This window comes from Streptomyces sp. AN091965 (assembly GCF_022698285.1).
Classification (GTDB): domain Bacteria; phylum Actinomycetota; class Actinomycetes; order Streptomycetales; family Streptomycetaceae; genus Streptomyces.
This window is the reverse complement of record NZ_JALDMY010000001.1, coordinates 9,641,334-9,664,044: the sequence shown is the minus strand read 5'-3', so window position 1 is coordinate 9,664,044 and position 22,711 is coordinate 9,641,334. Positions and strand designations below refer to the sequence as shown.

Annotated in this window: 20 protein-coding genes and 2 pseudogenes; 10 read left to right on the top strand and 12 right to left on the bottom strand. The window is 72.4% G+C overall.

Annotated elements, in window-relative coordinates:
- The first annotated feature begins 33 nt into the window (after nucleotides 1–33).
- Nucleotides 34–1,863, top strand: coding sequence for an alpha/beta fold hydrolase (locus MQV74_RS39945; RefSeq protein WP_242728411.1), 1,830 nt, complete (start codon nucleotides 34–36; stop codon nucleotides 1,861–1,863).
- Nucleotides 1,864–1,872: 9 nt separating this feature from the next.
- Here MQV74_RS39945 and MQV74_RS39940 read toward each other — a convergent pair whose 3' ends face one another.
- Both MQV74_RS39940 and MQV74_RS39935 read right to left on the bottom strand, forming a co-directional pair.
- Entirely contained in the window at nucleotides 1,873–2,241 is a 369-nt protein-coding gene (locus MQV74_RS39940; RefSeq protein WP_242728410.1) for a hypothetical protein, read from the bottom strand.
- A gap of 153 nt (nucleotides 2,242–2,394) precedes the next feature.
- Nucleotides 2,395–3,363, bottom strand: a complete 969-nt coding sequence (locus MQV74_RS39935; protein ID WP_242728409.1) for a GlxA family transcriptional regulator — start codon at nucleotides 3,361–3,363, stop codon at nucleotides 2,395–2,397.
- Nucleotides 3,364–3,463: 100 nt separating this feature from the next.
- On the opposite strand from MQV74_RS39935, the gene MQV74_RS39930 reads away from it, so the two are divergent.
- A complete protein-coding gene (locus MQV74_RS39930; RefSeq protein ID WP_242728408.1) occupies nucleotides 3,464–4,504 on the top strand; it encodes a saccharopine dehydrogenase family protein in 1,041 nt (346 codons plus the stop codon).
- Between the two features lie 85 nt (nucleotides 4,505–4,589).
- Here the strand turns inward: MQV74_RS39930 and MQV74_RS39925 are convergent, their stop codons facing one another.
- Nucleotides 4,590–5,450, bottom strand: a complete 861-nt coding sequence (locus tag MQV74_RS39925) for a calcium-binding protein (RefSeq protein ID WP_242728407.1) — start codon at nucleotides 5,448–5,450, stop codon at nucleotides 4,590–4,592.
- Nucleotides 5,451–5,942: 492 nt separating this feature from the next.
- Here MQV74_RS39925 and MQV74_RS39920 point away from each other — a divergent pair, with 492 nt between their 5' ends.
- Both MQV74_RS39920 and MQV74_RS39915 read left to right on the top strand, forming a co-directional pair.
- Nucleotides 5,943–6,938 carry a hypothetical protein gene (locus MQV74_RS39920; protein ID WP_242728406.1) on the top strand — a complete coding sequence of 332 codons (996 nt, stop codon included), beginning with the start codon at nucleotides 5,943–5,945 and terminating at the stop codon, nucleotides 6,936–6,938.
- A 163-nt stretch (nucleotides 6,939–7,101) separates the two neighbouring features.
- Nucleotides 7,102–7,674, top strand: a complete 573-nt coding sequence (locus tag MQV74_RS39915) for a dihydrofolate reductase family protein (protein WP_242728405.1) — start codon at nucleotides 7,102–7,104, stop codon at nucleotides 7,672–7,674.
- A gap of 34 nt (nucleotides 7,675–7,708) precedes the next feature.
- Here MQV74_RS39915 and MQV74_RS39910 read toward each other — a convergent pair whose 3' ends face one another.
- Complete coding sequence (locus tag MQV74_RS39910) at nucleotides 7,709–8,605, bottom strand: dienelactone hydrolase family protein (RefSeq protein WP_242728404.1); 897 nt, start codon at nucleotides 8,603–8,605, stop codon at nucleotides 7,709–7,711.
- Between the two features lie 97 nt (nucleotides 8,606–8,702).
- Between MQV74_RS39910 and MQV74_RS39905 the strand changes: the two genes are divergently transcribed.
- Nucleotides 8,703–9,707 carry a GlxA family transcriptional regulator gene (locus MQV74_RS39905; RefSeq protein WP_242728403.1) on the top strand — a complete coding sequence of 335 codons (1,005 nt, stop codon included), beginning with the start codon at nucleotides 8,703–8,705 and terminating at the stop codon, nucleotides 9,705–9,707.
- Between the two features lie 44 nt (nucleotides 9,708–9,751).
- Here MQV74_RS39905 and MQV74_RS39900 read toward each other — a convergent pair.
- The 4 genes and pseudogenes from MQV74_RS39900 to MQV74_RS39885 all read right to left on the bottom strand — a co-directional run.
- A pseudogene (locus MQV74_RS39900) lies at nucleotides 9,752–9,871 on the bottom strand (lantibiotic ABC transporter); the annotation flags it as partial.
- 139 nt (nucleotides 9,872–10,010) lie between these two features.
- Nucleotides 10,011–10,916: a geranyl diphosphate 2-C-methyltransferase gene (locus tag MQV74_RS39895; protein WP_242728402.1), complete on the bottom strand. Its 906-nt coding sequence runs from the start codon at nucleotides 10,914–10,916 to the stop codon at nucleotides 10,011–10,013.
- Nucleotides 10,917–10,930: 14 nt separating this feature from the next.
- Nucleotides 10,931–12,046, bottom strand: a pseudogene (locus tag MQV74_RS39890) (family 2 encapsulin nanocompartment cargo protein terpene cyclase); the annotation flags it as partial.
- Nucleotides 12,047–12,150: 104 nt separating this feature from the next.
- Entirely contained in the window at nucleotides 12,151–13,560 is a 1,410-nt protein-coding gene (locus tag MQV74_RS39885; RefSeq protein ID WP_242728401.1) for a family 2B encapsulin nanocompartment shell protein, read from the bottom strand.
- Between the two features lie 486 nt (nucleotides 13,561–14,046).
- Here MQV74_RS39885 and MQV74_RS39880 point away from each other — a divergent pair, with 486 nt between their 5' ends.
- The 4 genes from MQV74_RS39880 to MQV74_RS39865 all read left to right on the top strand — a co-directional run bounded on the left by MQV74_RS39880 (nucleotide 14,047) and on the right by MQV74_RS39865 (nucleotide 18,094).
- On the top strand, nucleotides 14,047–14,586 hold the full coding sequence (locus tag MQV74_RS39880; RefSeq protein WP_242728400.1) for a calcium-binding protein: 540 nt from the start codon (nucleotides 14,047–14,049) through the stop codon (nucleotides 14,584–14,586).
- A gap of 203 nt (nucleotides 14,587–14,789) precedes the next feature.
- Nucleotides 14,790–15,392: a sigma-70 family RNA polymerase sigma factor gene (locus MQV74_RS39875; protein ID WP_242728399.1), complete on the top strand. Its 603-nt coding sequence runs from the start codon at nucleotides 14,790–14,792 to the stop codon at nucleotides 15,390–15,392.
- Nucleotides 15,389–16,498 (top strand): maleylpyruvate isomerase family mycothiol-dependent enzyme, encoded by a 1,110-nt coding sequence (locus MQV74_RS39870; protein ID WP_242728398.1) that lies wholly within the window; start codon nucleotides 15,389–15,391, stop codon nucleotides 16,496–16,498. The genes MQV74_RS39875 and MQV74_RS39870 overlap by 4 nt, the downstream gene beginning before the upstream one ends.
- Before the next feature lie 30 nt (nucleotides 16,499–16,528).
- Nucleotides 16,529–18,094, top strand: coding sequence for a long-chain-fatty-acid--CoA ligase (locus tag MQV74_RS39865; RefSeq protein ID WP_242728397.1), 1,566 nt, complete (start codon nucleotides 16,529–16,531; stop codon nucleotides 18,092–18,094).
- Nucleotides 18,095–18,105: 11 nt separating this feature from the next.
- On the opposite strand, the gene MQV74_RS39860 is transcribed toward MQV74_RS39865, so the two are convergent.
- The 4 genes from MQV74_RS39860 to MQV74_RS39845 form a co-directional block, all read right to left on the bottom strand.
- Nucleotides 18,106–18,714, bottom strand: coding sequence for a hypothetical protein (locus tag MQV74_RS39860; protein WP_242728396.1), 609 nt, complete (start codon nucleotides 18,712–18,714; stop codon nucleotides 18,106–18,108).
- Nucleotides 18,698–20,083, bottom strand: coding sequence for a HAMP domain-containing sensor histidine kinase (locus MQV74_RS39855; RefSeq protein WP_242728395.1), 1,386 nt, complete (start codon nucleotides 20,081–20,083; stop codon nucleotides 18,698–18,700). Before MQV74_RS39855 ends, MQV74_RS39860 begins: the two co-directional genes overlap by 17 nt.
- On the bottom strand, nucleotides 20,083–20,784 hold the full coding sequence (locus MQV74_RS39850) for a response regulator transcription factor (protein WP_242728394.1): 702 nt from the start codon (nucleotides 20,782–20,784) through the stop codon (nucleotides 20,083–20,085). The genes MQV74_RS39855 and MQV74_RS39850 overlap by 1 nt, the downstream gene beginning before the upstream one ends.
- 115 nt (nucleotides 20,785–20,899) lie before the next feature.
- On the bottom strand, nucleotides 20,900–21,589 hold the full coding sequence (locus MQV74_RS39845) for a M15 family metallopeptidase (protein WP_242728393.1): 690 nt from the start codon (nucleotides 21,587–21,589) through the stop codon (nucleotides 20,900–20,902).
- Between the two features lie 378 nt (nucleotides 21,590–21,967).
- On the opposite strand from MQV74_RS39845, the gene MQV74_RS39840 reads away from it, so the two are divergent.
- On the top strand, nucleotides 21,968–22,588 hold the full coding sequence (locus tag MQV74_RS39840) for a hypothetical protein (RefSeq protein ID WP_242728392.1): 621 nt from the start codon (nucleotides 21,968–21,970) through the stop codon (nucleotides 22,586–22,588).
- The last annotated feature ends 123 nt before the right edge of the window (nucleotides 22,589–22,711 follow it).

Sequence of the window (22,711 nt, the reverse complement as noted above, 5' to 3'; positions counted from 1 at the left end):
AGCATTCCAGGACTCCCGAAGAGAGCGACGCCCATGCCCCGAATCCCGCGCACACCGGCCTGTGCCCTCGGCGTGGCCGCGCTCGCCGTCTCCCTGACGGCGTGCGGCGGCTCGTACAACCCCTTCGACGACCACCAGGAGAAGGCCACGTACAAGACCGGCGCCGAGGCGAAGAAGGACCGGAAGTCCGTGCCGCGGTGGCTGCCGGACGACGCCACGGACGTCTCGTACGTGATGTCGACGACGGGTGGGGACCGCATCATGCGGTTCACGGCGGAGAACGGCGGGTTCCCCTCTTCGTGTGTGCGCGGAGAGCCGCAGGGCAAGCCGCGGCTGAAGGCCGACTGGTTCCCCTCCGACGTGGCCGCGAAGGCCGACGTGAACTGCGGCACCTGGTCGGGGGCGCGGATCGGCGGCACCCTGTACGCGTGGCAGGACCGGGATGTGGCGTCGGGGGCGCGGGGCACGGCGGCTGTGCGGATTCCGGAGCAGCGGATCGCCTGGAAGGCCTGCCGCGCCGAGGAGGGCGTGCCGAAGGGGGCCGACTGCGGCACCGTGCGGGTGCCCGTCGACTGGCGGAAGCCCGACGGCAAGAAGATCGACATCGCTGTCGCCCGACGTACGGCGACCGAACCGGACCGGCGTGTCGGCACGCTCGTGTTCCTGCCCGGCGGCCCCGGCAACTCCGGCGTCGACACGGTCCGGGCCACCGACGCCTGGGGCGGCCTGGAGCGGCGCTTCGACATCGTCAGTCTCGATCCGCGCGGCGTCGGCGCGAGCAGCCCGGTGCGCTGTCCGGCGGAGCCGTACGTCGCCATGGTGCGGGACAAGAAGCCCGCCACCTCCGCAGCGGAGTTCGCCCGCGAGCGGGAGCGGGCCACCGCTCTCGCCGAGGGCTGTGCCCGCGCGTCCGGGCCGGTGGCGGCGCACACCGACGCGACCAGCGTCAGCCATGACGTCGAGGCCGTCCGCGCCGCGCTCGGCGAGGACCGCGTCTCCCTGTACGGGCACTCGTACGGCACGGTCTACGGCCAGCGGTACGCGCAGCTGTACGGCCAGCGGGTGCGGGCCGCCGTGCTTGACGGCGTGATGGACCCGGCGGTCGGCCGTCGTGACTTCAACGCCACGAGCGCCCGCGCCCTGGAGCGGGCCTACGGGCAGTTCGCCCGGTGGTGCGGCAAGAGCGACGCGTGCGCGCTCGGCGACAAGGACCCGCGCACGGTCCATCGGCGGGTGGCCGCCAAGGCCGCCGACGGCACCCTGCGCAACGACGGGAAGAAGGTCACGCCCGCCACGCTGAACGGCACGCTCGACCAGATGCTCCTCACCCCGTCGTGGCCGGTGGTCGGCGAGTACCTCCAGGCCCTGGACAGTGGGAAGCCCTGGCAGGAGGACGGCGAGGAGCCGGTCGGGAAGCTGCTGCCCGTGGCCGACCAGGCGGTGTGCGTCGATCTGAACCTGCGCGCACCGGACGCGGCGGCCTACCTCGCCGACCAGAAGGCGGCCCGCAAGGCCGCGCCCGCCTTCGGCTTCTCGCCGAACGCCGTCGGGTACGCCAACCTCTGCCTGGGCCTGCCGGAACGCGCCACGCCCCGGCCCGCGACGCCGGGTGACGTCCGTACCGAGCACCCGATGCTTCTGATCAACGCCCGCCACGACAACGCCACGCCCGTGGACTGGGCCCGCTCCGTCGCGCGGCGCCTCGGCGACAAGGCGGCGCTCGTGGAGGTCGACGGCTGGGGCCACGGCGCGAAGATCTTCAACGGCGGTGCCGAGCGGAAGGCCGTCACCGACTACCTCACGCGTCTGGCCACGCCCGCGCCCGGCACCGTGATCAAGGGCAGCGTGCCGCCCGGCGCCTGACCGGTCGGTTCACGACCGGGCGAGGCGGTGCGGCTCCTCGTGGGTCTCCCGCACGGTGACGGTCAGCCGCTGCGAGGCGTGCCAGTCACCGGCGGGGTGGCCCACGAGGTAGCTCACCCGCGCGGTGCCCGGGGCGGGGCGGAGGGTGAAGACCTTGGCCTCACCGACCTCACCGGCGTCGATGACCTGCGTGTCGATGCGGGATGTGCGCAACACCCCGGTGTCCCACCTGAGTTGGACCTGGTCCCCCGCCGCCATCCCCGCGTACGGCTCGATGCGCACCATCAGCTCCGGTTCGTGCCCGCCGAGGGTGACCACGCCGTCGGCGGCCTCGTGGATCCTCGGCGCGGCCAGCTGATGTCCAGATGTGTCCTTCATCTCCCGGCCCCCTGCGACTTGACCTCCGGCCAGGGGAATCACGACGATCCGGATCCCCTGACGCCCCTCTCCGTCACCGTCCATTCTCGACGAACTCGGCCCCGCGTACCGGTAGCTCGCCCGACATTTGCCCATCGTTTGCTGTAGCGGCGACTATGCGCCGCGTGCGGGGCCCTTGAACGGGCCGCGCGAGCGGAACGTGCGGCGGTAGGCGTCCGGCGGTACGCCGACGGTGCGGTTGAAGTGACGGCGCAGTGTCGTGGCGGTCCCCATGCCGGTGGCCGCGGCGATGGCGTCGATGCCGTCGTCGGTCTTCTCCAGCAACTCCTGGGCGCGGCGGATGCGTTGGGTCAGCAGCCACTGCAGCGGAGTGGTGCCGGTCGCCGCCTTGAAGTGGCGGCCCAGCTGGCGCGAGCTCATGCGTGCCCGGCGGGCCAGGTCCTCCACGGTCAGCGGCTCGTCGAGGCGCTCGATCGCCCAGGGGAGCAGCCCGGCGAGGGGGTGGTCGTCCTGGGCGGGCACGGGGGCGGTGACGAACTGGGCCTGGCCGCCGCCGCGGTGCGGCGGCACGACCAGGCGGCGGGCGACGGCGTTGGCGACCGACGAGCCGTGGTCGAGGCGGACGAGGTGCAGACAGAGGTCCATCGCGGCGGCCTTGCCCGCGGAGGTGAGCACGCTGCCGTTGTCCACGTAGAGGACGTCCGGGTCCACCTCCACCCGCGGATGGCGGGCGGCCAGGGCGTCGGTGTGCGCCCAGTGCGTGGTGGCGCGCCTGCCGTCCAGGAGGCCCGCGGCGGCCAGGACGAACGCGCCCGTGCACAGGGAGGCCACGCGCGCACCCGCCTCGTGGGCCGTGCGCACCGCGTCGACCAGGTCGGCGGGCGGCTCCACGTCGACGTCGGCCCAGCCGGGGACGATCACGGTGCTCGCGTGGCGGAGCCGGTCGAAGCCGTGGTCGGGCTCCAGGCGGAACCGGCCGAACCGCACGGCGCCCGCGCCGTACACGCCGACGTCGTACCAGGGTCCGGGCACGGCGTCCGGGGCGGAGCCGAAGACCTCGTACGCCACGGACAGTTCGAAGTGCAGCATCCCGTCAGTGACGGCGAGCGCGACAGAACTCATGTCCGGAATTGTACGTGGCATGTCGTTCCAGACACTCACGCGCGGCGCCAGCACCGACCAGGATGTTCCTCGTTGATCGTTCAAGCACAGAGGAGAAGTCATGGCGACGGGGCAGATCGTGGCGGTGTACGGCGCTTATGGGCACACCGGCAGGTTCGTGGTGGCGCACTTGCGGGAGCGCGGGTTCGTCCCGGTCCTCTCCGGCCGGGACGCGAGCAAGCTGCGGGAACTGGCCGCGGCCCATCCCGGCCTCGACGTGCGGCCCGCGGCGGTCGACGATCCGGCCGCGCTCGACCGCGCGCTGTCCGGCGCGGCGGCCGTGGTCAACTGCGCCGGGCCCTTCGCCACGACCGCCGCGCCCGTGATCGAGGCGGCGCTGCGCGCCGGGATCCCGTATGTGGACGTGGCGGCCGAGATCGAGGCCAACGCCGACACGTTCGCCCGCTTCGCGGACCGGGCCCGCGCCGCGGGAGCGGTGATCGTGCCCGCGATGGCCTTCTTCGGCGGCCTCGGCGACCTGATGGCCACGGCGGCGATGGACGACTGGACGCATGCCGACGAGGTCCACATCGCCTACGGCCTGAACAGCTGGCACCCCACTGAGGGATCACGTGCCGCGGGCGCGGTCTCCCGGGAGCGGCGCGGCGGCCGACGCGTCCGCTTCGCGGACGGACGCCTGGAGTACCGCGACGACGCCCCGCCCACCCTGGAGTGGACCTTCCCCGAACCGATGGGAACCCGGTCCGTCATCGGGGAGTTCACGATGGCCGACGTCGTCACGGTCCCCAGCCATCTGCCGGTTCCCGACGTGCGCACCTACATGAGCGTCGAGGCGGCCGGGGACGTGGTGGCCCCGGACACCCCGGCCCCGGCCGCCGTCGACGAGCGGGGACGGTCGGCGCAGACCTTCGTCGTCGACGTCGTCGTGCGCTCCGGCGGCAGGGAGCGGCGCGCCGTGGCCCGCGGTCAGGACATCTACGCGGTCACCGCGCCGCTCGTGGTGGAAGCGGTGCACCGCGTCCTGAGCGGGAAGGTGCGGACGGAGGGCGTCGCCTCCGCGGGGCGGGCCTTCGACGCACCCGGCTTCCTCCGCTCGCTGGCGCCGCACATCACCGTCGAGACCCTGACGCCGCGCCCGTAGCCCGCGCCCCGCTCACGCGGCGCGCGGGCCCGGAGCGGGCCTCGGGCCCGCGGCCGCCGGCTCCGACGGCCACCGGCGCGTGGTGTCAGTCCTGGTGGACTTCGTTCCTGCCGGGGCCGCCGGACAGGGTGTCCGTGCCGGGACCGCCGTACAGCTTGTCGTCGCCGCTGTTGCCGTAGATGGTGTCGTTGCCGCCCTCGCCGTACAGGACGTCGTTGCCCTTGCCGCCGTACAGGAAGTCGTGGCCCGCTCCGGCGCGGACGGTGTCGTTGCCGTCGCCGCCGTTCAGGTTCTGCCGGTTCCCGCCGCCGCGGATCACGTCGTTGCCCGCTCCGCCGTCGGCGTCGCTGTTCTCGCCGCCGGCGTACATCGTGTCGTTGCCGTTGCCGCCTATCGCGATGGCGCCCCTGCCCGCGCGGATCGTGTCCTTGCCGTCGCCGCCGAGCACGACGCTGTACTCGCTGACCGTGAGGGTGTCGTCGCCCGTGCCGCCCAGGATCGAGTTGCCCTGGACGCCGGGGGCCTCGGCGAGGGTGTCGTTGCCCTTGCCGAGGTCGATGCGGGCGAAGTAGTAGGCGTCGTCGGTCTTGTTGGTGTACTTGACCGTGTCGTCGCCGTCACCCGCGGACAGTTCCAGGGTGGCGTACGGGTCCTGGCTCTCGGAGGTGTCGACCTTGCAGGACACCTTCGTACGGTCGGAGCCGCTGGGGTAGGTGCAGCCGGTGCCCGCCTTGATGGTGACGACGTCGTCGATGACGTAGGTGAGGTTGTCGAGGCTCGTACCGGTCCGCGACGCGGTGATGTTCAGCTTGTTGGTCTGACCTGCGGCGGCCGTGTAGACCACCGACTTCCCGTCAACCGCGGCGGTGGCCGACGGCGCGGCGGCACCTGCCGTGCCGGACAGCAGCACCGGTGCGGCGATCCCCGCGCCGAGAGCCAGCGTCAACGCGGAAGCGGCGCTTAACGCACGGCTGCTGATGGGTCGAGAGCGCATTTCCTAACCTCCATGAGGAGTAAGTGGTTTCAACAACAACAGGGGACTCGTGGGGCGGGCACTTGGTTGTATTCCTGTCGATCGACGAATCCGCCGACGAGTGCGGCAAGATGCCTTGTTTAGCCCTCTGACCTGCCACTTTCATGTTTCGGCGAGGAAATTGACAACACGCAGAAAGGGCAGGTTCATCGCGAATTCACCCACCCACCTGTGAAATCCCCCCCGAACTCAGGGGTCTGGAATGGCATTGCGTACGGCGCCACCCGACGGGCGGCGTGGGCGCCCTTGCGGGATCGACCGCCCCCGGCACTCCGGGCCGTCCCGCGCGAAGCGCACGCGCGCCCGCGACCTCACCCCGGAGCCGCCACGCGGTCGCGCAGCCGCCTGGCGAGAAACCGACCCTCTAAATGATCTTGAACGGGTCACCGCATGTATACCTTTGCCGTGACTTTGCGCTCTTTCTTCACCCGTTCCTGTGCCGTGGCCGTCCTCGCCACGGCCGCCGTCTCCGCACCGGCCGCCGCGGCGGAGCCGTCGGCACCCACCCCCCGGCCCGCTGCCCCGGCCGACAACACGCTGTGCGTCTACAGCACCGAGATCACCGACAGGACCACCGGCGGCTACGTCTGGGACGTGGGCACCCGTGCCTACGCGCTCTGGAAGTCCGAGGACTTCCAGAACAAGTACGGACAGCTCTCCTACGGCGAGCAGACGAACAAGCTCCTGTACGAACTCAACGTCAGCCAGCACGTCTTCGGCCACAGCTGGCTGGTGCACTTCAACTCGCACGGCGCCTTCGAGCGCAAGCTCGCCGGAGGCGCCACCGCACGCTACGACACGTACTCGTTCCAGCCGCAGGACCCCGACGGCCGCAACGGCGACGGCAGCGCGGTGGACGGCATGTCCATCAACTACACCGGCTACGACGTGAACGCGCCCGGCAAGCCACTGATCGAGTGGGACCGGCCGAGCCGCAAGCAGGACCGCAACGGCGCGTACGCGCCCCGCGCGGCCCGCTGCAAGGCGCTCACCCCCGCCCAGCAGACCGCCTTCGAGAAGGAGATCGACCGGCGCAAGCAGGCCGACGAGAAGTACACCCTGCTGCCCACCTGGAAGTACCTCCTCACCGGCGGCTGGGCCGGGACCCCGGCCCGCAACTGCACGACGTTCGCCCTCCAGGTGTGGGACGCCGCGATGGTGAACGCCCCCTCCGAGCGCATCGACCCGACGCTGCGACTGCCCGCCGCCGACCTCAACCGGCTCGGCGCCAAGGTGCCCGCCGACCTCACCCAGAGCGAGTTCTCCGCCTGGATCCCCGCCCTCGCGGGCAAGTGGATCCACGAGAAGAACGGCAACCGGGACGAGAACGACGAGGTGCCGCGCTTCGCGACCGACGACCCCACCCCGTCGCCCGCACCGGCCCGCCGGCTCGCGCACTAGCACCGGGCGGCGACGGCAACGGGCGACCGATGAGTTCCTCCGTGCCCGGCAGTCATAGATGATGTTGGTGCGAACGACGCCGCGCGTGCGGCCGAAGGACGCATCGACCGCACTTGCCGAGAACCGGGCGCACGCGCCGGGCACGAGAGACCGAGGACCCCAGATGCGTACTCTGATCAGCACCGCCTTCATCTCGCTCGACGGCGTCGTGGAGGCTCCCGGGGGCGAGCCCGGTTACCGGAACTCGGGGTGGACCTTCAAGGACGTCGAGTTCCTCCCCGAGGCGTTCGAGATCAAGGGCAGGGAGCAGCAGGAAGCCGCCGCGATACTGCTGGGCCGCGTCAGCTACGAGGCGTTCAGCCCGGTGTGGCCGGACATGGAGGAGTTCGCGGACTACAAGGTGATGCCGAAGTACGTCGTCTCCACCACCCTCGCGGAGAGCGACCTGGTGACGAACTGGGGCGAGACCACGATCCTGCGCTCGCTCGACGACGTCGCCGCGCTCAAGGAGACCGACGGCGGCCCGATCATCGTCCACGGCAGCGCCGGTCTGAACCGGAGCCTTTCGGACGCCGGTCTGATCGACCGCTACCACCTGCTCGTCTTCCCGCTGCTCCTCGGCGCGGGCAAGCGCCTGTTCAGCGACACGGACAAGGACACCCAGAAGCTGAAGCTGGTCGAGCACGAGGCGTACGCCAACGGCCTGCAGAAGAACGTCTTCGACGTCGTCCGCTGACACCACGGCTCGGGCCGTCGGTCATACCGCCGCATCACGCGGTCGGGGTGGCCGACGGCCCGAGCCGCTCCGCGAGGAAGGCGATGATCTCGTCGCGGGCCCGTACGGTCGGGTGGCCCTCCTGGTCGACGAGGTGTGCCGTGACGACGCTGTGGGCGCAGCCGACGACATCGCGGAAGAAGGGCGGCGGGTCCGGGTGCGCCGCTCCGCCGGGCAGGACGCGGCCGTCGAACGCGTCGCCGAGCAGCGCGCGATAGGCCGCGAACCGTCGCCCCGTACACCACGTGTCGTCGTCGAAGCGGTAGCCGAGCACCCGCAGCCCGTCCCGCTCGACGCGTTCCGCCACGGCGGCGGCGTCCTCGGCACTGAACTCCAGAGCTCCGGGGTCGTCCAGCGGCAGCGACGGATGGTTGACCACGGGAGCGATCACCGCGGGTTCGAGCGTCATGCTCAGGGCGAAGTTGCCCGTGAAACACAGGCCGACGGCACCGACGCCCGGTCCCCCGCACTCGGCGTGCGCCACGCGGGCGAGTCCGCGCAGCCACTCCACGACCGGGCTGGTACCGCCTCCGGCGAAGGCACGGAACTCGGCGCTGACACAGGCGGGCCGGACGACGGTCTCGACCGCGTCGGCGCGCGGATACGCGCCGTCGACGCCGAAGAGCGAGGGCAGATGGACGCGGAACCCGGCATCGCGTACCCACCGGGCGAAGCGCACCACGTCGGGGCTGATGCCCGGCATCTCGGGCATCAGGACGACCGCCGGTCCCGACCCGGCGACGTACACGGTCTTGCTGACGCCCTCGACCTCGACGGTTCTGCGGGACCAGTCGTCCATGGGATCGCTCCGGGCCCGCGTCAGGTCTCCCTGGGGCCGCGACGGGTCTCTCCTGGGCCGCAACTGGTCGCTCTGGGCTCGCTCGGTTGTCATGGGCCACAGGATGGCGAGAGGCTGCCCTTCCAGAGAAGCGGCGGTATCGCCAGGAGTCATGGTGATCCCGCCACCCGTCGGGTGCCGGAGGTGCCGCATGAGTCCGCTGCGCGTGAGCGTCCTGGCCTACCCGGGCTGCTTCGCGTCGGAGGTGTACGGCGTCCTCGACCTCCTGACCATGGCCACGCATGTCGCCGCGGCGCACGGGGCGCCCGAGCCGTCCTACGAGGCGACGGTCGTCTCGCCCCGCCGCCGCGTGACCGCCTCCGGCGGCGCGCGCCTGGACGTCTCGGCACCGCGCCCCGCGGACGTCGTCGTCGTACCGGGCTTCGAGCTCTCCCCCGCGCTCGACCTCGCAGCGACGCTCGCCGGCCTGGAGCCCGAAACCGCCGCGATCCGCGCGCAGGCAGCCGCGGGGGCCGCCGTCGTGTCGGTCTGCGTCGGCGCCTTCCTCATCGCCGAGGCCGGACTGCTGCACGGGCGCGAGGCGACGACGTCCTGGCTGTTCGCCGAGCGCTTCGCACGCCGGTACGCCGATGTGCGGGTCCGCCCGGAGCAGGTGGTCGTCACCGACCGGGGCGTGACGACCACCGCCGCCTTCAGCGCGATGTACGACTTCGCGCTGCGGCTCGTCCGCGAGCAGGACGGCCCCCGCGTCGCCCGCGGCACGGCACGCGTCGCGCTCCTGGACGACGCGCGTTCCACCCAGGCCGCGTACGTCGACCCGGAGCTGCTGCCCACCGGAGGCACGGGTTTCGCGCACCGGGTGAAGCGCTGGCTCGACCAGCGCCTCAGTACCCGCTACGACCTGACCGCCCTCGCCCGCGCGTTCGGCGTGAGCACGAGGACGATGCTCCGGCGCTTCGGCGAGGAAGCGGGCGAGACGCCCCTCGCCTATCTGCAGGGCGCCCGGGTCCGCCGCGCCAGACACCTCCTCGAGACGACCGACAGGACCGTCGCGAGCATCGCCGCCGACGTCGGGTACCGCGACTGCGGGACGTTCAGCGGGGTCTTCGCCCGGCACACCGGCCGCCAGCCGAGCGCGTACCGCTCCGCGTTCCGACGGTACGAGCCCTCGGAGAACCTCTTGCCGCGCCCCTGAACCGCGCGGAGCCCCGGACGGACGTGGAGAGTTCGCCTCAGTCCCGCCCGTACGTTCTCCCAGGCCTTGCGGGCGGACGTGGTCTCCCGGAACTGGAGGTCGAGACCGAGCCGCGCGGCCAGGTTCCTCGTGAGCTCGAAGGGTTTGACGCGCCCTCCGAGGAATTCGTCTCGCACGTCACCATCGTGGACTCTCCCCCCGTGGGAGAGTCCACCCGAGCCGGCCGCGCGTCCCGGCGGCGGGCGCGCGGCGGGGGCCGGACCCGTCGGACGACGGGCCCGGCCCCCGTGGTCGGCCGAAGGGTCAGACGCGGTCGGCGGCGATCAGGACGTACTGGAACGAGCCGTCCTTGTACGAGTTGATGAACGCCTCCTCGATGCCCGTGACCAGGGACGACGTGGCCCGCAGCTCCCAGTACGGCAGGGTCGCGGGGGTCAGGTCGACGACGGCCTGCGGGACGAGGCGGTTGTCCGCCATGGCGCGCAGGTACTCCCGCCGCGAGTGGATGTTGCACTCGAAGTGCGCGTTGATCTGCGAGACCCACTTCGAGGGCTGGCCGTAGCGGGGGTTCCAGCAGCCGGTGATCGTCACATAGCGGCCGCCCACGGAGAGGATGCGGGAGTGCTCGGCCATGAGGTCCTCGAGGTCGACGTACATGCTCGACTCGTTGTTCCACGAGCCCGCGGCCTGCCCCGTCTCGAAGGGCATCGCGAGCATGTTGCAGACCCGGGAACGGACGGAGTCCTCGATGCCCAGCTCGAGCGCGCGCTGATTGCCGAACTCGGCCTGCTTGGCCGAGAGCGTCACCCCCTCCACCGAGCAGCCGAAGCGCTGGTGGGCCATGACCATCGAACCACCGCGGCCGCAGCCCGCGTCGACGAGCGTGTCGTCGCGGCCGATGGCGCCGAGGTGGTCCAGGAGCGTCTCGGCCTGCGCCGACTCCAGCCGGTGCAACTCGGCGATCAGCCTCTTCTCGTACCCGCCGTCGTCGATGTCCCCGAGTGCGGAGCGGTCGACGTCACCGATGCCGTAGTGGTGGTGGTAGAGGCCGTCGACGTCGCCGAGGCGCAGATTGACGGGACGGGCCTCGTGGTCCCAGTAGCGGGCGATGTCGCCCTGGTAGGGCGTGGCCGGGGCGGGGATGAAGACGGAGGCGTCCGTGGAGCCGTTGACAGAGGTGACATCGGCGGTGAGATCGGTGCTGGACATGGATAAGTCCCCCTTTACCAGAAATCGGGAAGGCTGTAGCGGTAGGTGTTGGTCATGTGCCAGTAGTGGTTGCCGTCGACCCAGACGGCCACGCCCTTGAGGAAGCGGAGCACACGCGGGTCGGGGCAGGAGGCGGCCAGCTGTGCGGCCGTGGCCTCGAACTCGTGCATGAGCTCGTTGTGGACCTCGACGGCCTTCAGATAGGCCTCCCGCTCGGAGAGGTCCTCCCGTTCGGCGATCACCACGGGCAGGTTGAGGTGCTTGCCGGGGCTGGCGAGCTCCTTGGTGTACGAGTACAGGTCGTTGACGATGGTGGTGGCGTTGCTCGCGAGGGCGATGACCCGCTGCATGGCGGGCTGCGCGTGCAGGTCCGCCGGGAGTTCGTAGCCACCGACGGTGTCGGTGATGGTGGGGCACGGGCGGAAGTTGTTGAACTGGCGCATCGCCAGGTACTCCCACACCTGCGGTACGTAATCGGTCTCGGCCCAGGCCGCCTCGGCGAGGTATCCCAGGTGCAGCCGGGCCATGTCGTGCCGGAACCGGTCGGCCTGGGCGGGGGTGGCCAGCTGGGCGAAGTACTCCATGGCGGAGGCGTAGGCGCGCCGCGGGGCGTCCGACTGGAGGGATTCGGCCCAGTCCGGCGCGTACTCCTTCGTCGTGTGGAGCGGGTCGAGCGCGGTGTGCGCGAGCAGCAGCCTGCCGCCGAGGCCCACCGGCGAGCCGCCGTGGTCCTCGCAGTAGCAGTCGTCGACGGCGTTCTCGGCGACCATGAGCCGGGCGGCCGCCATCACGTGCTCGACGGTGGGCGCGTCCGGGTGGCAGGCGACCATGTACCGGCCGGTGGAGAAGCCGTCGAACTGGTCCTCCCACTCCGGCGGGTACGCCTGCACCTCGTCCACCGCCCAGCGCTTGATCCGGCGGCTGACCTCCTCCACGCGGACCGGGTCGGGCTCCGGTACCGGGTGGTGGTAGAGGCCGGGGATCGGCGTGCCCTCGGCCGCGGGCGGCTGCTCCGGCGGCTCGGGCTCCAGCGGCTCCGGGTCCGGCGCGACCGGGGCGGCAGGCAGCTCCTCGCGCCGGGCCAGGCTGAGGGCCGCCGTGCCCAGGCCGCTGGGGCCGCGCAGCACCCGGGCGAGCGCGGCGTTGGGTTCGATCGCGCTCGGCGGCAGGGGGGAGGGCCCGGGATCAGGCATCCGTGACTCCTAGGTGACGTGGGGTGGGCAGGCCTCGGCGGCTAGTCGGGCCTGCGGGCGATCTGCACGTTCTCCAGCACACCAAGGGCGTCGGGCACCAGGACCGCGGCGGAGAAGTACGTGGTCACCAGGTAGGACGTGACCGCCTGGTCGTTGAGCCCCATGAAGCGGACCGAGAGGCCCGGCTCGTACTCGTCCGGCAGCCCCGTCTGGTGCAGGCCGATGACGCCCTGGTTGTCCTCGCCGACGCGCATGGCGAGGATCGAGCTGGTGTGCTCCTTCGTGATCGGGATCTTGTTGCAGGGCAGGATCGGGACGCCGCGCCAGGCCGGGACCTGCTGGCCGCCGAGGTCCACGTTGTCCGGGTAGAGCCCGTGGGCGCTGAAGCCGCGCCCGATCGCCGCGATCGTGCGGGGGTGGGCGAGGAAGAACTTGGTGCCGCGGCGGCGGCAGAGGAGCGCGTCCATGTCGTCGGGGCTCGGCGGTCCCGCGTGGGGCTGGATCCGCTGCTTGAGGTCGGCGTTGTGCAGGAGGCCGAACTCGCGGTTGTTGATCAGCTCGTGCTCCTGGCGCTCGCGCAGCGCCTCGATGGTGAGCCTGAGCTGTTCCTCGGTCTGGTTCATCGGGCCGTTGTAGAGGTCGGCGACCCTGCTGTGGACCCTCAGGACGGTCTGGGCGACGGAGAGTTCGTACTCGCGCGGGTGGAGTTCGTAGTCCACGAACGTGCCGGGGAGCACCGGCTCGCCGGTGTGCCCGGCGGAGAGGGCGATCTCGGCCTCTCCGTGCCGGTTCTGCCGCTGCTGGGGCAGTGCGCTCAACCGCTCGACGTGCGCCCGCAGGCTCGGCGCCGAGGACATCAGGGCGGCGAAGTCCCCGCGGGAGAGCGTGACGAGGGTGCCGTCGGTCTCGGCGGTGGCGGTGAAGTCCCAGGTGGCGTCGGTATCGAGCAGGGCGTCGTCGCCGAACCGGTCGCCGTCGCTGAGCACCGCGACGGCGACCTCCTCCCCGTACTGGCCCACGGAGGTCTGGTTGATCCGGCCGTGGGCGATGAGGTGGAGCTGCTCGGCGGCGGCGCCGCGCTCCACGAGGACCTCACCGGCGCGGAAGTCGCGCTGCGCGCACCGGTCGGCGATCGCGGCCAGCACGTCGTCCTCGTCGAAGTCCCGCAGCAGGGCCAGTTCGCCGAGCTCTCGGGGGATGACCCGGACGCGTGCACCGTCCTGGATGAAGTCGATGCGTCCGTCGCCGACGGTGTACGTCAGTCGGCGGTTCACCCGGTAGGTGCCGCCCTTGGTCTCCACCCAGGGCAGCATCCGCAGCAGCCAGCGGGAGGAGATCTCCTGCATCTGCGGGGCGGACTTGGTGGTGGTGGCGAGGTTGCGGGCAGCCGCCGTGCCCAGGCTGGTGCGCGGCGGCTCCAGCTGTGCCTCCCGGCTGGCGTCAACGGTCATCGGGCAAGCGCTCCTTCATAAGGCATTCGCAGGCAGCCGGTGGCGTACCTGTGCACAACTGTTGAAAGTTGACAAATCGCAGCTAATATCGGTGAACCGGTCCAGAACTCAGGGAACAGTAACGGCGGGTACGCCCCGTCCACCCACGGAATCCCGGGGCATTACCTCGATGCGGTGAGCTTGACCGGCAGGGCGTTTGCCGCGGCCACCAGTGGTTTTCGGACAGCAGTCACCCCGGCCCAAGGGCATGGCACGGTCACTCACCCCTCTCCCCGCCCTCACACCTCACCCTCAACCCGCGCGACCCGGGTGTCGCGCCCCTGGTCGACGTACCGTCAGGCGTCCGCACCCACGCAGCAGTTGGCGTAGTTCGGGGCCCTCCCTCCCGTACGCGCAATCCGCCCGCCCGGCTCAAACGAATCCCCCGCGCAGACGCGGAGCACCCCGCCCCGTGCGCGAGCGCCACGAGAGACCAGGGAAGGGCCCATGACCCAGCACGAGAAACGCATCCGTACCCGGCGACTCACCCTGCTGGCCGTTCCGTTGCTCCTGGCGGGAGGTGGGGTGCTGCCCGCCGCGCCGAGTTCGGCGGCGGGCCCGGTGTACTGCCTGGGCGAGCAGGCGACGGTCGTCGGGACCGAGGGCGACGACTTCGAGACCGGCACTCCGCAGCGCGACGTCGTCCAGCTGCTGGGCGGCAACGACACCTACGCCGACCTCACCGGCGACGACCTGGTGTGTCTGGGGGACGGCAACGACCAGTACGGTTCCGACTTCAACCTGGCCAACGGCTCCGACAAGGTCTCCGGCGGCCCCGGCAACGACACGGTCTTCGGCTTCGGCGGCGCCGACGTCCTGCGCGGCAACGAGGGCAGCGACCAGATCCGCGGCGGCAACGGAGCGGACACGCTCGGCGGGGGCGAAGGGGACGACGACCTCGTCGGCGAGGCGGGCACCGACAACGCCAACGGGGGCGACGGCACCGACGCCTGCGACGCGGAGACCGAGACGGCCTGCGAGGGGTGAGCACACACGAGTGCGGGGGGTGCGGGGAGTGCCCGTCCACTCCCCCGTACGCCTGCGCGTCCAGCCCCGCTCCTGCCTCTGCGGCACGGCGCCCGCCCGGTCCGTCACGGGGGTACGGACCGCTGCGGCCACCGGCACCGGTCAGACGGCACCGATTCGCGCCGGAAGGCCCCGGAACCCCGCGTTCGCGGGACACTTCGGCCATGGCCTCCTCCCATCAGGCGCGGCCGCGCAGCGGGCTCGACGAGGCGACCCGGGCGGTCCCGGAGGACCGCCTGGAGGTCCAGGCCCTCCTGCTGGCCGCCGACGAAGACGCCTTCCGCGAGATCTACGAGCGGTACTCCCCGCTGGTGCGGGCCCTCGCGGCGCGCATCACCCGCGACCACAGCGCCGCCGACGACGTCGTCCAGGAGGTCTTCGTGCGGCTGTGGGAGAGCCCGCTGTCCTACGACCCGGCCCGCGGGCCCCTGCGCGCCTGGCTCGGGGTGGTCGCCCACCGGCGTGCCGTCGACTGGGTCCGCCGCGAGGAGCGCCACCGCAGGACCGCCGAGCCGCCGGCACCGTCCGGCCACGACGAGACCGCCGAGGCCGTGACCGCGCGCCTGGAGGCGCTCGGTGTACGCTCCGCCGCGGCCCGGCTGCCGGACACCTTGCGCACTCCGCTGCTCCTCGCCTACTACGGAAGCCGTACCTACCGTCAGGTGGCCGGTGACCTCGGCATCCCGGAAGGGACCGCCAAGACTCGCCTGCGGGCCGCCCTGCGCGCACTGGCCGCGGCACTCGCGGAGGAAGGGATCACACCATGAGCGGTGCCGCCCGCCCCGCGCCCGGCGAACACGCCGAGGTGCGTTCGCTGTTGGGCGCATGGCTCCTCGACGCGTGCTCGGACGGGGAGAGCTCCGCCGTGGCGGCGCACCTGGAGCGCTGCGCCGCCTGCGCGGCCGAGGTGCGGCACCTGTACCCGGCGGCCGTCGCGCTGGCCGATCCGCCGCCGTACGACGACGCCACCGCCCTGCCCGGAGCCGCCAGGAACCCGCCCGGTTCCCCGCGTTCCCCGCACGACCGCGTCACCGCCCTCGCCTTCGCCCGTCGGCCGCCCGCTCCCCGCGCCGTCCCGCCGCACCTGCGCCCGTACACCGACCAGGTGGCCACGTTGGACGCCGTCCTGCGCGACCTGGCCGACGCGGAGTGGAGCACCCTCACCGTGGAGGGCTGGACGGTGGTCCAGCTGGTGGCCCACCTCGCCGCGACCGACGGCCTCCTGGCCGAGGGGCTCGACGCCGGGGCCCGCGGCCCGCTGGGTCAGGCGGGTGACAGCGTCCGCGACCGCACCCGGGCCTGCACGGCCTGGGCGGCCGACCAGGCCCCCGCGTCCGTGCACAGGGCCTGGCGCGCCCAGGCCGACGTCCTGCGCGCCGCGCTGCTCGGCGACGGTGGCGGGACCGCGGTCGGCCCCGAGCGCCTCGTCTCCCTCGGGGGTGCCCCGCCGCTCGCCGTGGCCCATCACGCCGCCGCCAGGGCCTTCGAGACCTGGATCCACGCCCGGGACATCGCCCTGCGCACGGGCCGCCGGCTGCCGCCGCCCACGTCCCGCTCGCTGTCCCTCATGTGCGACTTCGGCGTACGTCTGCTGCCGCTCGCCATGCGGCTGCGGGGCACGCCGCTGGGGGACCGCGTCCTGCACCTCGAACTCACCGGCCGGAGCGGTGACACGTGGCTGCTCACCGAGCCGGGCCGCTCCTCGCCCCAAGGCCCGCCCGACGCCCGTCTCGTCCTCGACGCCGTGGAGTTCTGCCTGCTCACCGGGGACCGCCGGACCCCGGCCGAGGCCGCCGCCCTCGCCCGCGTCAGCGGGGACACCACGCTGGCCGACGAGGCCCTGGCCGCCGCGCCCGCCTTCGCCGGTCCCTGAACCCCGCCCCACCGGACACAGAGGACGCCGATGCACACCCCCCTCACCCCTCTGGCCTTCCTGCGCCGCGCCGCCGAGGTCCACCCCGACAAGACCGCTGTCGTGCACGGTGGACTGCGGCTCAGCTACGCCGAGTTCGCCGCGCTGGCGACCCGCCTCGCGCACGCGCTGCGGGCTTCCGGGGTGGCGCCCGGTGACCGGGTCGCCTATCTCGCCCCGAACATCCCCGAGCTGCTCGTCGCGCACTTCGGCGTGCCGCTGGCCGGTGCCGTGCTCGTCGCGGTGAACACCCGCCTCGCCCCGGCGGAGGTCCGGCACATCTGCGACCACTCCGGGGCCCGAATCCTGGTGGGCGACGCGGAGCTGCTCGCCGGGGCCGGACCGGAACTCGGCGGCCTGACGTCGGTCCGGGAGACCGTCGTCGTCGGCGCGGACGCCGGGGCGGCGCTCGGCACGCCGTACGAGACGTTCCTCGCCCGGGGTGACGACCGTCCGCTCTCCTGGGACGTGCCGGACGAGAACGCGGTCATCGCCCTCAACTACACCTCCGGCACGACCGGTCGGCCCAAGGGCGTCATGTACACCCACCGCGGGGCCTACCTCAACGCCCTCGGTGAGGTGCTCCACTCACGGCACACGCCCGAGAGCGTGTACCTGTGGACCCTGCCGATGTTCCACTGCAACGGCTGGTGCACCGCCTGGGCCGTCACCGCGATCGGCGGCACCCACGTGTGCCTGCGCGCGGTGGTCGCCGAGGACGTCTGGCGGCTCCTCGGCACCGAGGGGGTGACGCATCTGAACGGCGCCCCGACCGTCCTGCTCACCCTCACGACCGCCCCGCAGGCCCACCGGCTGCGGCGCCCGCTCACGGTCACGGTCGCGGGCGCGCCGCCCAGTCCCACCCTGATCCGCCGGGTCGAGGACCTCGGCGCCGACGTCGTCCACGTCTACGGACTCACCGAGACCTACGGCCCGTACGCCGTCTGCGAACCGCAGCCCTCCTGGGACGCCCTGGACGGCCCGGCACGCCACGCGCTGCGGGCCCGCCAGGGTGTCGGCATGATCCAGACGGACGGCCTGCGCGTCGTCGACGCGGACCTGCGCGACGTGCCGGCCGACGGCACCACGCTCGGTGAGGTCGTCATGCGCGGCAACAACGTCATGGCGGGCTACTTCCAGGACGCCGAGGCCACCGCCGAGGCGTTCCGCGGCGGCTGGTTCCACTCCGGTGACCTCGGCGTGCGGCACCCCGACGGGTACGTCGAACTCCGTGACCGGGCCAAGGACATCATCATCTCCGGCGGCGAGAACATCTCCACCGTGGAGGTCGAGCGCGCCCTCGACTCGCACCCCGCGGTGCACGAGGTGGCGGTCGTGGGGGTGCCCGACGAGAAGTGGGGGGAACGCCCGAAGGCCTTCGTGGTCCTGGGCCCCGCCGCGGACGACGTCGAGGTGACCGCCCAGGACCTCATCGACCACGTGCGCTCCCGCCTGGCCCGCTTCAAGGCGCCGGACCGGGTCGAGTTCGTCACCAGCCTGCCGAAGACGTCGACCGGCAAGATCCAGAAGTACGTGCTGCGGGAGCGGTCCCGGTAGGCCCGGGGGCGTCAGCTCAGCGCGTGCGCGCCGACGGCCCGGCCGACGCGCTGCGGCAGGTCGTTCCAGGGCCGCGGGCTCACGACCGGCACGCCCAGGGTCCGGGCCCGGTCGGCGAGCCACCTGCCGTACAGCACGCTGACGCGCGCCCGGTGGTGCTGCGGTCCGGCGTCCGGCTCGCGCGCCAGGTAGTTGGCCGTCACCTGGGCCTCGTCGTCCTCGTGGACGAGGACCGCCCGCACCCCGTCCATCGACTTCACCAGGTCGGGGAGCAGGTAGTCGCCCTCGATGATGACGGGGGTGTCGGTGTCCACGTGGTTGGCGACGACCGCCTCGACGGCCGGGGCGAGCACCCGGGCGATCGCGATCTGCCGCTCCACGACGGACTCGGGCGCCTGGAGCGCCGCCTCGGGGTGGGTGCGCCATATGTGCACCTCGGGCAGGTGCTCGGGCCGGGTGACCGCGAGGAGTGCCTCCACGATGTCGTCGACCTCCACGACGGGGACGGCGAACCGTCGTGCGAGCGCGCGGCTGACCGTGGTCTTGCCCGTTCCGGAGGCGCCGCCGACGGCGAGGACGCGCCAGTCCGGCTGCGGGGGCTGCTCAGGGGTGTCGTTCACGCGGGAACTGTAGCGAGCGCCGGCCGGGCTTCGGGGCGGCGGCCGGGAGCTGGAAGCCGACTTCCGCGCCGCCGCCCTGGGCGCCGGTGGCGAAGACGGTGCCGTCGTCGGCCGTGATGATGTCGTGGACGATGGCCAGGCCGAGGCCGGACCCGGGGATGGACTGGGTGCGGGGGCCGCGGTAGAAGCGGTCGAAGACGGCGTCCAGGTCGTCCGGCGCGATGCCGGGACCGTGGTCGCGTACCGTCAGACGGTTTCCTTGCACGTGGAGGGCGATGGGTGCGGGGGCCTCGCTGAACTTCACCGCGTTACTGAGGAGGTTGTCGACGCAGCGTTGCAGCGCCCGGGGTCTGGCCCGTACCGGGACGGGGCCCTCGGCCGTGACGGTGATGTCCCGGCCCGTGCGCTGGCGGTAGCGCTGCGCGCTGTCCTCCGCCGCGGCGGGCAGGTCGACGCTCGCCGGGTCCTCCCCGGTGTACCGGTCGGTGGCCAGCTCGACGAGTTCGCGGACGAGTTCGTCGAGTGCCGTGGTCTCCGTGACGAGGGTGGTGAGGATCTGCTCCTCGTCCTTGGGGTCGAGTCTGCCGCGGGCACGCTGGAGCAGTTCGGCGCTGCCGCGCACGGAGGTCAGGGGGGTGCGCAGTTCGTGGCTCGCGTCCTGCACCAGTTGCTGCTGCTGGGCGCGCGAGCGGCGCAGGGCGCCCAGCATGGCGTCGAAGCTGCGGGTCAGCTGGCCGATCTCGTCCGCTCCCGCGGGCGGCAGGGGCGTGGACAGGTCCTGGGTGGTGGTGATGCGCCCGGTGGCGCGGGCGAGGCGGCTGACCGGGCGCAGGATGCGGCCCAGGACGATCCAGCTCAGCACCGCCGAGAGGCCGGTGGCGGCCACGGTGGTCCAGGGGATGCGCCACAGGAAGGCGTTCTCGACGCGGGCGACGCCTTGGTAGTGCTGTCCGACCATCACCGCTCCCCCGTCGGGCAGCGCCTTGGTGAGCACCCCGTACTCGCGGCCGGAGACGAACACGTCCTGGCGGCTGGTCCCGGTGCCGGTGCGGGCCACCTCGCGGTCGGCGTCCGAGACCGGGAGGCGGTCGCGGCCGGGGTCGAGGGGGCGCACGGTGCCGTCGGCGAGCAGCACCTGTTCGGTGACGTCGGGGCGCACCGGGGGCTTGCGGGAGGCGCCGAGCAGGGCGGTGACCGTGTCGGCGCGGTCTTCGAGGCCGCGTTCCAGTTCGTCTGCGACGAGGTCGCTGACGCTGCGGTACGACGCGACGACGGTGACGCCGATGGCGAGTACGGCCGCGGCCACGACCACCAGGGTGATCTTCGCGCGCAGCGTCGGACGGGCCAGCCGTCCCAGGGGGCGTGCCATCACGCCGACCTGACGGTGAAGCCGACGTTGCGCACGGTGTGGATCACCCGGGGGGCGCCGTCGTGTTCGGTCTTGCGGCGCAGATAGCCGATGTAGACGTCCAGGGAGCGCGAGGTGGTGTCGAAGTCGTAGCCCCATATGCGCTCGTAGATCTGGGCGCGGGTGAGCACGACGCCCGGGTTGTCCAACAGCAGTTCCAGGACGTCGAACTCGGTCTTGGTCAGGTCGAGCGGGTGGGGTCCCCGGTGGGCCTGCCGGGTGGCGGGGTCCAGGGTGAGGTCGCCGACGGCCAGCAGCTCGGCGGCGGCTTCGGGGGGCGCGGTGCGGCGCAGCAACGCGCGGATGCGCGCGAGGAGTTCCTCGGTGGCGAACGGCTTCGCCAGGTAGTCGTCGGCGCCCGCGTCGAGACCGGCGACGCGGTCACCGATCTGGTCCCGGGCGGTGAGCACGAGCACGGGAAGCCGGTCGCCGCGTCTGCGCAGCATCCGGCACAGGGCCAGGCCGTCCAGGCCCGGCATGACCACGTCCACCACCGCCAGGTCCGGGCTCTCCTCCTCGATCAGGGCGAGCCCGCGCAGTCCGTCGGGGGCCAGCAGGACGCGGTAGCCCTCGAAGCGCAGCAGTTGGTCCAGGGTGCTGCGCACACCTGGGTCGTCCTCGACGACCAGGACGGTACGGCGGTGCTCGTTTGCCTCAGTCATGAGCACATCTTCGCTGGTGGGGGCGGTGGCCCCGGCGGGCGGCCCCGTCCTTGGCCCGCTCACCGACGCCCCTCGGCCGGTGGCGGCCGCCCGCGTCCCGCCGGGCCCGGGGCGTTCAGGCCGAAGGGGTGTGTTCCGTCGGGCCGTAGAGGGCCGCGTCCGCGCCGGTGTGCAGGGCCCAGTAGCGGTCGCCGTAGGACCAGTGCCACCACTCGGTGGGGTAGTTCACCAGGCCCGCGGCCGTGAGCACCGAGCCGAGCAGCTCCCGGTGGGCGCGGGCCCGGTCGCTGATGTTGGCGGCGCCGGTGTAGCAGGCGCCCTCGCTCTCCTCGGGGTCGGCGTTCATGCGCGTGCCCAGGTCCAGTTCGCGTCCGTCGGTGTCGGCCAGGGTGAGGTCGACGGCCGCGCCCGCGCTGTGCGGGGCGATCTCGGGCGGTGACACGTAGCGGCTGGTCGCCGCGTGGAGCTCCGCGGCGGACCAGTCGGGGTGCTGGGCCCGCAGTTCGTCGGCGTACTCCTCGAAGTAGGCGCGCTGCAGGGCCAGCGGGCGGTACCCCTCGACGAACAGCAGCCGCACGTCGGCCGGGAGCAGCGACTGGGCCTTCAGCAGGCGTTCCAGCACGCCCGCGCGCAGCTGGGCGAAGGAGTCCGCCGACCGCAGGTGCGCGAAGCCGTCCGCCGGGTCCTGCTCGCGGTCGTCGACGCGCAGACCGCCGTCGCGCCGTACGTCCACGAGCTGTTCACCGCACTCGGCGACGGGTATCGCGGCGACCCTCGGGTCCGACATCAGAATGATCTCGCTCATCACGCGATCATCTCCCAGGAGGGCGGTGCCCGGAAGTGCCTCGTCCGTCACCACGGGATCATCGCCCTGGTGGGTGTCGGGGCCGCTGGCCCGCGAAGTCAACCGCGCGGGCGCTGCGCCCTCCCCCTGGGGTACGGCGGTTCAACGCGGACTGCGCCGGGCCGGGTTGGGTACACGGCCAGCCCCTGGGTAGAGAAGCAGCCATGTCCTGCCTGCCTCGCCCGGCGGACGGTGTCGTGGTGGGCCATGAGGTGTCACGCTCATGGGCCCCGCGCGGCCGCCGCCGGACGAACTCTCGCCGACCGAGCAGGATCATGGCGAGAAACATGCGGGTAGGATCCGCCGACACCCCGTTCGCACTCAGGAGAGGTGGACGTCATGTCCGATGCCCTCGCCACACCGACCGGACTCGAGAGTCACTACGCCGCGCAGCTCGCGGCGGACCTCGAGCGCAACGCCACCGAGCAGGAACGTATCGGTACCGAAGTGCAGTCCCTGCAGGAGCAGTTGCGTGCCCTGCAGCGCGACCGTGAGCTGCTGCTGAAGATGCAGCAGCTGCTGGACGACGGGGCCGCGGCCTCCGTCCGGCAGGCCGCCGCGACCCGTAAGGCGCGGGTCCCCGCACCCCGGGAGACCGCGCCCCGCGCCAAGCGCACCGCGCCCAAGAAGGCCGCGGCCGCCAAGGCCAAGCCGCAGCCCAAGCCCAAGCCCGCCGAGGGACCCACCCTCATCGAGCTGGTGCGCACCCACCTCGGACAGCAGAGCGAACCGCGCTCGGCCGCCGAGGTGACGACCGCGCTCACCCAGGGCCACCCGGATCGCACCATCAAGACCACGGTCGTGCGCACCACCCTGGAGAAGCTGGTCGCCAAGGGCCAGGCCCAGCGCACCCGGCAGCAGAACTCCGTCTTCTACAGCACGCCCGACGCCCCCGAGCAGACGAAGGGGGCCGACGACGGCGCGGCCACCGCCGCCGAGAAGCCGGAGTCGAAGGACTGAACTCCGTTCGGGAAGAGTTCTGTCCAGCGGAATGCGAGGACCGGCACGGGACGTTCACCCAGAACGTTCAAGCAGTTGGGGAGCCCGAGCGGCTCCCCACGCGTGCCGCCCTCGCACCGCGCG